Source organism: Gordonia sp. 852002-10350_SCH5691597 (assembly GCF_001665715.1).
Taxonomy (GTDB): Bacteria; Actinomycetota; Actinomycetes; order Mycobacteriales; family Mycobacteriaceae; genus Gordonia; species Gordonia sputi.
Window position 1 is genome coordinate 1 of record NZ_LZMO01000062.1, and the last position, 11,324, is coordinate 11,324.

At 65.2% G+C, this 11,324-nt stretch carries 11 protein-coding genes and 1 tRNA gene; 8 read left to right on the plus strand and 4 right to left on the minus strand.

The window, feature by feature from the left end; translation table 11 throughout:
* Positions 1-479: 479 nt before the first annotated feature.
* On the minus strand, positions 480-1,313 hold the full coding sequence (mscL, locus tag A5777_RS04405; protein WP_049697923.1) for a large conductance mechanosensitive channel protein MscL: 834 nt from the start codon (positions 1,311-1,313) through the stop codon (positions 480-482).
* A gap of 186 nt (positions 1,314-1,499) precedes the next feature.
* A complete protein-coding gene (locus tag A5777_RS04410) occupies positions 1,500-2,159 on the minus strand; it encodes an SAF domain-containing protein (protein WP_197500839.1) in 660 nt (219 codons plus the stop codon).
* Between the two features lie 282 nt (positions 2,160-2,441).
* Here A5777_RS04410 and nhaA point away from each other — a divergent pair, with 282 nt between their 5' ends.
* Positions 2,442-3,695 carry a Na+/H+ antiporter NhaA gene (nhaA, locus tag A5777_RS04415; protein WP_049697924.1) on the plus strand — a complete coding sequence of 418 codons (1,254 nt, stop codon included), beginning with the start codon at positions 2,442-2,444 and terminating at the stop codon, positions 3,693-3,695.
* A 107-nt stretch (positions 3,696-3,802) separates the two neighbouring features.
* Positions 3,803-4,147: an FmdB family zinc ribbon protein gene (locus A5777_RS24005; protein ID WP_082933545.1), complete on the plus strand. Its 345-nt coding sequence runs from the start codon at positions 3,803-3,805 to the stop codon at positions 4,145-4,147.
* A 49-nt stretch (positions 4,148-4,196) separates the two neighbouring features.
* Here the strand turns inward: A5777_RS24005 and A5777_RS04425 are convergent, their stop codons facing one another.
* Positions 4,197-4,775 (minus strand): 5-formyltetrahydrofolate cyclo-ligase, encoded by a 579-nt coding sequence (locus tag A5777_RS04425; RefSeq protein ID WP_049698099.1) that lies wholly within the window; start codon positions 4,773-4,775, stop codon positions 4,197-4,199.
* Positions 4,776-4,947: 172 nt separating this feature from the next.
* Here A5777_RS04425 and A5777_RS04430 point away from each other — a divergent pair, with 172 nt between their 5' ends.
* From A5777_RS04430 to sepX, 5 genes are all read left to right on the plus strand, one after another.
* A complete protein-coding gene (locus A5777_RS04430) occupies positions 4,948-5,904 on the plus strand; it encodes a UTP--glucose-1-phosphate uridylyltransferase (protein WP_049697925.1) in 957 nt (318 codons plus the stop codon).
* 126 nt (positions 5,905-6,030) lie between these two features.
* Positions 6,031-7,344, plus strand: a complete 1,314-nt coding sequence (glp, locus tag A5777_RS04435) for a molybdotransferase-like divisome protein Glp (protein WP_049697926.1) — start codon at positions 6,031-6,033, stop codon at positions 7,342-7,344.
* 87 nt (positions 7,345-7,431) lie between these two features.
* Positions 7,432-8,094: a GNAT family N-acetyltransferase gene (locus A5777_RS04440; RefSeq protein WP_049697927.1), complete on the plus strand. Its 663-nt coding sequence runs from the start codon at positions 7,432-7,434 to the stop codon at positions 8,092-8,094.
* Between the two features lie 48 nt (positions 8,095-8,142).
* Positions 8,143-8,814, plus strand: a complete 672-nt coding sequence (locus A5777_RS04445) for an SIMPL domain-containing protein (protein ID WP_049697928.1) — start codon at positions 8,143-8,145, stop codon at positions 8,812-8,814.
* A gap of 160 nt (positions 8,815-8,974) precedes the next feature.
* Complete coding sequence (sepX, locus tag A5777_RS04450; RefSeq protein WP_049697929.1) at positions 8,975-10,360, plus strand: divisome protein SepX/GlpR; 1,386 nt, start codon at positions 8,975-8,977, stop codon at positions 10,358-10,360.
* Here sepX and A5777_RS04455 read toward each other — a convergent pair.
* Entirely contained in the window at positions 10,317-11,099 is a 783-nt protein-coding gene (locus tag A5777_RS04455; RefSeq protein ID WP_049697930.1) for a hypothetical protein, read from the minus strand. The genes sepX and A5777_RS04455 overlap by 44 nt on opposite strands.
* A 119-nt stretch (positions 11,100-11,218) precedes the next feature.
* Here A5777_RS04455 and A5777_RS04460 point away from each other — a divergent pair.
* A tRNA-Ala gene (locus tag A5777_RS04460) sits at positions 11,219-11,291 on the plus strand.
* Positions 11,292-11,324: the final 33 nt, after the last annotated feature.

Here is an 11,324-nt window from a genome sequence, read left to right on the forward strand (position 1 = left end):
AACCATATCGGTTCCCGCCCCGCGGTCTTTTTTCGCTCAGCGAGTGCGGTGCCGGTGTGCCGATGGCCTCGGGGATCGACTATCGACGCAGCGGAACCCATCTGCGCGGTGGCGTCTGAGACGCCAGGAGCGGTCAGCTACCGATCGACTCGGCTACCGGATTCAGCTCCCGAAGAAGGGGAACGGGAACCACGGACGCGGACGTGGGCGCGGCTGGGGCTGCGGCCGGCCGTGGTTGTTCTGGCCCGGTCGCTGGTTGCCGTGAGGCTGAGGCATCGTTGCTCCTCCGTTGGGTTGATGTGACGTTGCCGTCGGTTGACGTGACGTTCGTTGGCGCATTCTGAATCAAGATCAGCGCCAACGGATTTCAACCTAGGAATCGAACCTTGGGATGCGATGGTCAAGTCGCTGTCAAACCGCTGGACATAGCGAAACGGCCACGCCCATCTCGGGCGTGGCCGTTTCGTTGTGGCTTCTGATCAGCGGGAGTGGCGTCCCGAGTCGCCGGGATTGTCGCCGGGGAACTGCGATCCCGGCGGCGGGTAACTGCTCGGCGGGTAGTTACCGGGCGGGGGATAGTTGCCCGGAGCCGGGTTCGGCGTCGGGTAGCCGGTTTGCGGTGCACCTGGGCCGCCTGCCGGATAGGTCGGCGGGTTCTGCTGCGGCTGCCCGGAGGGCGCCTGGTACGACGGCGGGTTGCCGTAGGTCGACGGTGCCTCATACGGGGCCTGGGATGCCGGTGGCGGCGTCGTGAGGCGCTGTGTGGGCGGTGCAGCGTCAAGTCGACCGGAGGGATAGGCGTCGGAGGACGGCGAATACGTGTCGGGCGAATCGGAAGCTCCCGAACCGGATGAGGAATCGCCGCCTCCGCCTGAGTCGCTCAGGTGGTCGGGCAGATCCTTCTCGGCCTCGGCCTTGGCCTTCGATACGCCATCGGGATCCATGAGGTCGCGGATCTCGGTGAGCAGTGCAACCTCGGTGACCTCGGCCTTCTTGCCGAAGCCGCCGAGCTCTGCGAGCTTGTTGTACGGAACGATGATCAGGAAGTAGACGACAGCGGCGATGATCAGGAAGTTGATGACCGCCGTCAACACTCCACCGATATTGACGAACGTCGACGATTTGCCGCTGACCAGCTCGAATCCGAGGCCGTCGGCTTCGTTCGGGCTCCACGGGATGGTGTTGATGATCGGCTTGATGATGCCGTCGGTGAAAGCCGTGACGATCGCGGTGAAGGCCGTGGCGATGATGACCGCTGTGGCCAGATCGACCACGTTGCCCTTCATGATGAAATCCCTGAAACCCTTGAGCACTTTCCGGTCCTCTCATTCGGTCGGTGGTACGTGCCTGTGGTGAGGTGTTGACGGAATCTGCTCAGTGGTGCACAGCCCGTTCTCCGTGATGTTAGTAGAGATAGGCATGTGCGTTGTGGAACCAAACGATGTTGTGTCCTGTGCAATGAATCTTCGATGCTGTGCAAGGAATCGCGAAACCACAGTTCAATGCACTATTACGGCGAGGGCGATGTCGAGTCCGGCTGCGGCTACGCGGAGCGCTGATTTCTGGTCCATCGCGAGTACAACCGGCGCCGATGCCTGATTCCGCGCCGACAACCCGCTCGACACCGGACGTTCGGTGCCCAGCGCGACTACGGCACGTGTGGCGAGTACATCCGCCTCAGGCCCGACGACGTCGACCACATCGCCCGCTCGTAACAGCGCCGACACGGCGTCGTCGGAGAGACGCACCGGGACGAGACGGGCGTCGGCCGACCCGGTCAACTGTTGCGGCAGCCGGGGTGAGAGAAGTCGTGCGTCGGTGAGAATCTCGCCGGTTCGGACCATGCTCGTCACCGTCTTGCCCGCGCCGTCGCGCGACATACGTAGTGCGCCCGCCGGGACCATCCCGGCGCCAACCCTGCGCACGACGAGATCGCTCGCGGCAAGTTCGGTGCCCGGCAGCAGGTCGTGCGCGGCGACCATGACCGCTTCGTCGTCGTGTTCCGCCCCGCCGAGGGTCGCGAAACCCACTGCGGCCACGACGAGTAGCGCTGCGGCGCATCGTCGAATCAACAACGACCTCGCCCAACCCGGACGCACGGCAGCTCCCAGACGGTCGACGAGGCGCGGGCTGAGACTGTCTCCACGGGCTGTTCGCATGCGCGCAAGTTAGCCGCCCGGAGGTCGCGGAAACCGACGCCGCGGCAGGTTGTGGACAACCCGTCCATTCGTAGTCGTCGGTGGATAACTCGACGCGGCGCACGCGTGGCCTGCGTCCGGTGGCGACGCGCCGCCTGACCAGCACGAGTGGTGCCACAGCCGGTCGTCGGGGAGAATGGACGACGGTGTGCCGGGAAGTCTGGTCGGCAACCCGGACCTCGATCCGGGTTTGTATTCGACCCATCTCGGCCTTGGCGCCGGGATCGCCCGACAGGATCATTTATGCCCGCAGAGAGCTCGTTCGACGGGCGCCCACCCGCCCGTGAGCGCTTGCGCCGCTATCTCTCCCTCGACACCACCAGTGGCATGCTGCTGCTCGTCAGCGCGGCCGTGGCGGTCATCCTGGCGAATTCGCCGTGGCGAGAGGCCTATCACGAGATTCTGGCCTACGAGATCGGTCCGGAGTCGTTGCACCTGCACCTGTCGCTGAGTGAGTGGGCGGCCGACGGTCTGCTCGCAATCTTCTTCTTCGTCGTCGGCGTCGAACTGAAGCAGGAGTTCGTTGCCGGAAGCCTGCGCGATATGCGTCTGGCAGGTGTGCCGATCGCCGCTGCTGTGGCCGGAATGGTCGTTCCCGCACTGTGTTACGTGGCAGTCGTCGGAACGCTCGACCCAGAAGCGTTGCGCGGCTGGGCAATTCCAACCGCCACCGACATCGCGTTCGCGCTCGCCGTCCTGGCGATCTTCGGACGTGGTCTGCCGCTGGCGTTGCGGACGTTTCTGCTCACCCTCGCGGTTGTCGACGACCTCCTCGGCATCACCGTGATCGCAGTGTTCTACACGGACTCCATCAACTTCGTGATGCTCGGCTGCGCACTGTTGGCCATCGCGGTGTTCGGGGTCGTCGTCCGTCTGTCACGCGCGTACCGGTGGTTGTTGTTGCCACTGGCGCTGATCGCTTGGGGCTGCATGCACGCCTCCGGTGTGCACTCGACGGTCGCGGGTGTCTTGCTGGGCCTCGTCGTTCCGGCATTGACGATCCGCGGTGAAGAGCTTCCGCGTACCGAACAGCTCGACGAGGCGGTTCGTCCCTGGTCGTCGGCGGTGGCCCTGCCGCTATTCGCCCTCGCCGCAGCCGGCGTCTCGCTGGTGGGAGCCGACGAACCGCTGCTCCAGCCGGTCTCGATAGGGATTGTGCTGGGGTTGTGCGTCGGCAAGGTGGTCGGTGTACTCGGAGCCACCGCGCTCATGACCCGGTTCACGCCGCTACGGCTTCCCGATGCGATCGGTATGCGCGACCTCATCCCGGTGGGGATGCTCACCGGGATCGGCTTCACGGTCGCGCTGCTGATCGCCGAGCTCTCCTTCGAAGAGGGCCAGCACGCCGCGCCGGCGAAAGGGGCAATACTCGCCGGATCGGTGATCGCGGCGTGCGCCGCCGCAGTCCTGCTGCGCTGGAATGCGCGCAAAGCACGCGATCCGGACATGAATCGCGACGGCGTCGTCGACTCCGATCTCGACGTCATCGGCGGTTGAGCGGACCCGTCGCGGAACGGGGAGGCGTCCGGTTTGGCACTCGGAATGTAGGAGTGCCAGAGTTGGTTAGAATCAGTGGCGAATCACTCAAGTCTTCGGAGGTACCGGTGCCCACTTACTCGTATGCGTGCACGGAGTGCGACAACAAGTTCGACATTGTTCAGTCGTTCTCCGATGACTCGTTGACCGAATGCCCGCAGTGCTCAGGGCGTCTGCGCAAGCTCTTCAACTCGGTCGGCATCGTGTTCAAGGGCAGCGGCTTCTATCGCACCGACTCCCGCTCGGGCTCGTCGAGCTCCGAAACGGCGTCGTCGAGCAGCAAGTCCGACGGCGGTTCGTCGTCGGAGAGTTCGTCGAGCAGCTCGTCGTCGGACAGTTCGTCGTCGAGTAGCAGCAGTTCGAGTACGTCGTCGAAGAGCGAGTCGAAGAGCAGCGCCGCTGCGTCTTCGTGATTGCTGCGTCCTCGTGATTGCTGGGCGCCGCTGATTCCAGGCTCGGACCCTAGCTGAGTTTCCGAAATCCCCCGGCGGGCGTGAGAGCCCACCCGACCGGGACGTCGTAATTGCCCGACGGCAGTGCGTCGACGACCTCGTCGTCGTAGACGACGGCGACGAGCTCAGCAGAGCTTCCGATGAGTGTTCGGTCGTAGTAGCCCGCGCCGCGGCCCAGACGAACACCCGTCTTGTCGACCGCGAGAGCGGGCACAAGCACCACCGACGCCGCGTGTACGGCGTCGACGCCGAGTCGTTCGCCCGACGGCTCGAGCAGTCCCCAGCGTCCGGGTTGCAGGGTGGTCGCGCCGTCGTAGCGGACCCAGTCCAGGGGGGCGGGGTCGCCGTCGGGGACGATCGGGACCAAGACGCTCACCCCACGATCGATGAGGGCATCGAGCATCGCCGGTGATCCCGGCTCGGTCCCGACCGGGACGTAGGCGGCGACGGTGACGTCGTATTCGAGTCGGAACGGCGCGGCGTAGATCCAATCGGCGAGGTCGCCCGCGGCTTGTTCGCGCGCGAACGGCGACATGTCTCGTCGCTTTGCCGCTATCTCCTCGCGCAACTGATTCTTGAGGGTGGGCACCGCGACCTCCGCCTTTCTGCGTACCTGCACTCGCCCCGACATACACTCGTCCCGATCCGCACTCGCACTGTAGCGCTCGAAAGTGACGTATAACGCACGCTCGCGTCCGTCAGTCGGGTGATCCGCAACTCTTCACAAGGACGCCGTCAGACTCCGACATTAGGGTGTCGGTATGACGTCCAGCGTGAGCAAGGCGAGCACCGACGAATTCAGCGAGTACTCGTCTGTACCGAACACCCCGCCTATCCCGCGAACCGCGGTCGTGCCCGCGGCAGGCTTGGGAACGAGATTCCTGCCCGCGACCAAGACCGTCCCCAAAGAGCTGCTGCCCGTCGTCGACACACCCGGCATCGAGCTCGTGGCAGAAGAGGCGAAGTCGGCAGGCGCTGAGCGTCTCCTGATCATCACGTCGCCGGGCAAAGACGGAGTCGTCGCGCACTTCGTCGAAGACCTTGTCCTCGAGAACACGCTGGCCACACGGGGCAAGGCCGCGATGCTTGCCAAGGTGCGCAAGGCACCGTCGTTGCTGGAGGTCGCGTCGGTCATCCAGGAGAAGCCCCTCGGGCTCGGGCATGCGGTCGGGTGCGTCGAGCCGTATCTCGACGACGACGAAGACGCCATCGCGGTACTGCTTCCCGACGATCTCGTCCTGCCGGGCGGCGTTCTCGAGGTGATGGCCCGCACGCGTCAGCGTCGCGGTGGTTCGGTGCTGTGCGCGATCGAGGTGCCGGAAGACCGGATCAGCGCCTACGGCGTCTTCGATGTCGAGACGTTGCCCGACGCCAACAACCCCAATGTGATGAAGCTCAAAGGCATGGTCGAGAAGCCGGAGCCGAAAGACGCCCCGTCGAATCTCGCGGCCGCCGGACGCTACATCCTCGACCGCAAGATCTTCGACGCTCTGCGCCGCATCAAGCCGGGTGCAGGCGGCGAGTTGCAGCTCACCGATGCCATCGCGCTACTGATCGAAGAGGGCGAACCGGTGCACGTCGTCGTACACAAGGGCACCCGACACGACCTGGGCAACCCCGGTGGCTACCTGAAAGCGGCTGTCGATTTCGCTCTCGACCGCGACGACTACGGACCCGACCTGCGCGAATGGCTCGTGGGCCGACTGTCGGTGGACTGAACGGCTGCGCGTTCGACTCGACTTCGCAGTCCGACTCGACGTTGCCTCAGCGCGCCTGCGTCGCAGACGCGGGCACGGCCACTAACGTCATTGCCTGACGTGTGTCCGGCGAGGCGATGAGGTGAGATGCGGTCCGTCGAAGATCATCTGACGCTGGTGACCGCTGCGGCGGTGGCTCCGCGGCCGGTACGGGTGGCAATTTCCGAGGCGCAGGGTTTGATGTGCGCCGAGGAGGTCGTCACCGAGCGACCAATGCCCGGTTTCGACCAGGCCGCGATCGACGGCTACGCCGTGCGGGCAGTCGACGTTGCGCTCGCCGGAGCGTCGGCACCGAGCGATCCCGACGAGTTCGAGGAATTCGACGCCGGCGGTGCCGAATTGGTCGATCTCGAGCCCGGTGAGCCGATGATCGTGTCTCTTCCCGTGGTCGGCGAGGTTGCGCCGGGTGCGCGTACCCCGACCAGGCTTCAGCCGCGGCAGGCGGTACGTGTCGAGACGGGCGCCCCGATGCCGACGCTCGCCGACGCCGTGGTGCCCCTCCGCTGGACCGACGGCGGCGATCAGAAGGTCAAAGTCGGGCACGGCGTCGACAGTGGTGATTACGTTCGACGAGTCGGCGACGACGTACAGCCCGGCGATGTCGCGGTTCGTGCCGGATCGATCATCGGCCCGGCGCAGGTCGGGTTGCTCGCCGCGGTCGGTCAGTCGCGTGTGCTGGTTCATCCCAAACCGCGGCTCTCGGTGATCTCGGTGGGCAGCGAACTCGTCGACATCGACCGCACTCCTGGGCCCGGCCAGATCTACGACGTGAACAGCTACTCGCTCGCCGCCGCCGCACGTGATGCTGGTGCGGACGTGAACAGGGTCGGACTCGCCGAGCGCGAGTCGTCGCGGCTGCGTGAAGTGGTTGAGGCGCAACTCATTCGATCCGAGATCGTCGTGATCTGCGGAGCGGTGGGTGGAACGGCGTCGCGGGCGATCGCCGACGCACTGGCCGACCTCGGCGACCTCGAGATCGCTCGGGTCGCGATGCATCCGGGCTCGGTGCAGGGCTTCGGCCGACTCGGCCGCGACGAGGTGCCGACGTTCCTGTTGCCGGCCAATCCGGTGAGCGCGCTCGTGACCTTCGAGGTCATGGTGCGACCGTTGATCCGGATCGCGCTGGGCAAGCGGCAGCCGATGCGACGGGTGATCACCGCACGGACGATCGGGCCGATCGTGTCCGTCGCGGGCCGCAAGGGATATCTGCGTGGCCAGTTGATGCGCGACGAGAAGTCGGGGGAGTACCTGGTGCAGGTGCTCGGGGCGTCGCCGACCGGATCGTCGCATCTGCTGGCAGAGCTCGCCGACGCGAACTGCCTGATCATCGTCGAGCCCGACGTTGAGGAGTTGGGCACGGGCGACGAGGTCGAGGTCGCGTTCCTCGCTCAGCGCGGATGAGTGCGTTCGGGTTGCGTCGATTCTGTTCGATTGGCGCGTGTGCGCGAGCCGGTCACACCACGACGTTCACCGAATAGACTCACTGGCGTGTTCAGATGGTTGAGCGGTGTTCCGGCCAGTCCCGGGTGGCCGGCGACGTTGGGACCATTGCTTTCTCGTGGTGGAGCGGTGACCGTGCGTCCGGTGCGGGTTCGTGATGCCAAGAGTTGGAGCGACCTTCGCATCCGCAACCAGAACTCGCTGCTGCCGTGGGAGCCGACCGGCGTCGGCAGTTGGGCCGACCGGCATCAGCCGGCGTCGTGGCCGCCGCTGTACGCGATCCTCAAATCCGAGGCGAAGCGCGGCACCATCCTGCCGTTCGTCATCGAACTCGACGGCGCATACGTCGGCCAGCTCACCGTCGGGAACATCCAACGTGGGGCCGTGCGGACCGCATGGATCGGGTACTGGATCGACCAGGCGCACTTCGGTCAGGGAATCGCCACTGCCGCAGTCGCTTTGGGCGTCGACCATTGCTTCGGTCCGGTGGGGTTACATCGCCTCGAGGCCACGGTTCAGCCGTCGAACGGGGCGTCGCAGGCGGTGCTGACCAAACTCGGATTCCGGCATGAAGGTCTCCTCGAACGCTATATGGACGTCAACAAGCGTTGGCGCGACCACAACCTGTTCGCCCTGACTGCCGAGGAGGTTCCCGAAGGGGCCGTCGAGCGACTGGTGCGATCGGGCCGGGCGAACTTCTTGCAGGGCTAGTTCTGGTTGTTTGTCTGGGCGACCTGTCCTTCTGCGTAGGGTTGCCGTATGGCTGAGTCATCGCATAGCGCATCGGAGTTGCTCGAGATCGTGGTGCGCGGACACGCGCGCGACAGTTACCCGCCCGAGCGCGCGCTGCTCTCGCTCAGCATCGACTTCTCTGGCTCGAACCGCGAAACTGTATACACCGACGCGATCGGGGTGCAGGGGCGAATCGTCGAGTCGCTGAACTCACTTGAAGCGCGGGGAGCGGTGTCGACGTGGCACAGCGAGTCGGTGCGCGTCTGGTCGTATCGACCGGTCGATGCGAAGGGTAAGCCACGAGAACTGCTGTACGTCACGAAGATTCGCGTGACCACCGAGTTCGTCGACTTCGACGAACTCAATTCGTTCATCGACGAGTGGGCGACGGTCGAGGGGGTCGACGTCGCTGGCGTGCGTTGGGATGTCACGCGTGAGGGGCGAGCCGAGCACGAGAGGGAACTTCGACGTCGCGCGGTCGACGACGCGGTGGCGAAGGCGCAGGCCTACGCCGACGCGGTGGGTCGGGGCGAGGTGCGGGCTGTGCAGCTCGCCGACCCGGACATGCTGTCGAGTGGACCCGAACGGATGGCTCGGGTGACATTCGCGGGCGCGCCCGCTGACGCACCGACGTTGGAGTTGCGGCCCGAGGACATCGACATCGCGGTCTCGGTGGACGCGCGCTTCGTCGCGAGCTAGCGGCCGGTTGCGAACCCGGGCACCGCGCGAGTCGCTGAGAAAGCCATATGAATCACTCCAATCTGGCGGGGGCTCGGCGCGTCTGCGCAGTTCGCGCAATGGTCGCACCTAGATTATTGGGTGGTCCGGTGTAACCAGAGTGATTGAAGGGAGAGGTCGAATGCCGAACTCCGTGCTGTGGGTCTGCCTCGTCGTGGTGTGGCTCTTCGTCCTCGTTCCCATGGTCATCAAGGGCCGACCTCAGATGCGCAAGTCGACCGAAGCCGCGCGCATGACGCGCCTCCTTCACCGCGGCGGCACCAAGACCCGCACGTCGACTGCTCGACGCTCGGCGGGCGCACACCCGCACGACCCGTCGTGGACGTCGCGCCGCTCGTCACGTTCGGCGAGTAGCGCCGCGACATCGCTTCTCGACAAGACCGAGTCCGACGAAGAGGTGTCGACCGAGTCCGGCGCGGACACCGACGACGCTCCGACGTCGCAGAAGGCGACCAGCACCAAGCGTGCAACTGGGGCGAAGGTGCAGGCGCCCAAGGCTGATCCGGACGTCGAGGCGGATCTCGACGCTGATGACCTCGACGCCGACGACGTCGAGTCGGGTGACGACAACGTCACGCTCACAGGCGAACTCGTCGATACTGACGAGACTGAGGCTGACGAGGTCGACGACTCCGCGGACGCTTCGGACGTCGTCGACGCCGAGGTCGAGGATGACGAGGCTGAGGGCGCTGAGGCTGAAGATGCTGAGCTTGAGGATGATTCGGACGTCGAGGACGTCGAGGACGAAGCCGAGTACGACGATCTCGAATACGACGACAACCTCGACGATGAGTACGAGGACGACGAGTACGAGGACGATTACGCCGTAGAAGACGACAGCTCGGACGACGACTACGACGTTGAAGACGAGTACGAGGACGACGAGTACGACGTCGAGGATGAGTACGACGTAGACGACGTAGACGCAGAAGACGACTACCTCGACGAGGTCGACGGCTATGAAAACCCGGTGCCGCGCGACAAGCGTTCCGCCGCAGCACAAGCCGAGCCCGCGACCGTCGTCGACCGCGGACGCACCCGCGATGCACGACGTTCGGGTACGTCATTTGACGAGCGGGACAGGAAGATTCGCTACCGCGAGCGTCAGCGTGTGGCCATCGCGCTGCTGACGTTTGTGGTCATCTCGATCGCGCTCGGAGCGTTCCTGGGGCTCATCGGTTGGATCGCTACCGGGATCACCGTCGTGATGCTCTTTGCCTACCTGGCATACCTGCGTAGTGCGGTCCGCAACGAGCAGCGGCTACGCGCGCAGCGGGCAGCCCGTGTGGCGCGGCAGCGTCGGCAGGACGAGGAGCGTCGACGTCGCGAGATGGCTGCGCCGCAGTTCGTCCCGGTGGTCGAGCCCGCGCCTCAGATGCGCAGGCCCGGCGGAGCCGTCGTCGTCGAAATCGACGACGAGGACCCGATTTTCGATCACATCCCGCCGTTCCAGCGGCGTCGTGTCATGCGTGAGGACGAGGACTTCCGTCGGGCTGCTGCTGGCTGACGGTGATTGCCTCCGGGTGGTTTTTGATCCACTTGCTTGCGTCCGTGACAGCGTGGCAAAGCGCAACGCGCTCACCGACATACGTCACCGGAGCACCGACAACCGGTATGTAGCCGAGCATTCCGAGGAGCTTGGGCGGGCCGGGTCGACGATCGAGTTCGTCGTTGACCTTGCGCAGGATCTGAGCCACCTCCCAGAGCCCACCGATCACCGACCATCCGCGACGCTTCTTTCCTGACGACGTGTCGTCGAAAGGATCGGTGTTCGACGCGGCGTCGGAACTCAGTTCTCGATCGCTGAGTACCGAAGCAAGCAGTCGCACTTGATCATTGCGATCGGTGACCCCGTACTCGCGTGCGATGGCGACGAGCACGATGGCCTGATTGGCGTAGCCGAGCGCGCTGGTGAGCGGCAGAGCTTTGGCCCATGCGCCGAAGACGCCGGGGTAGGAGACGGCAATCGTGTTGAGCGCGCCGATGCGATTGACCCACCACTTGCCGCGCTCTTTGATCGACAGCTCCGACCAGCCATGCGTGCCCGGCCAATCGGCCACGTCGAACCCGTGGGCGACGACGTGTCGGAGCTTGTCGAGGCGAGAACGATCCTCGGAGTCGTCGTCGAATGTGCTTGCCTTGATCCCCAGCGGATCCGACGACGCGAGTGCGTCGAGGATCGGGTTGATGATGGCGACCGCGCGGTCGAGGGCGGTTGCGAGCTCTTTATCGGACATTGTGGCCACGTGCCGAGAGTATCGGAGCGGCGTCGACGTCCGGCTTGTCGCCACGACGACGAGGCGTTTGTGATCACGCGCGAGATGGCTGCTAGAGTGACCTACGGCTGATCACGCAGTGGTCACCCGGGGCTATGGCGCAGTTGGTAGCGCGACTCGTTCGCATCGAGTAGGTCAGGGGTTCGATTCCCCTTAGCTCCACCGAAAACCCGCAGGTCAGAGGCTTGCGGGTTT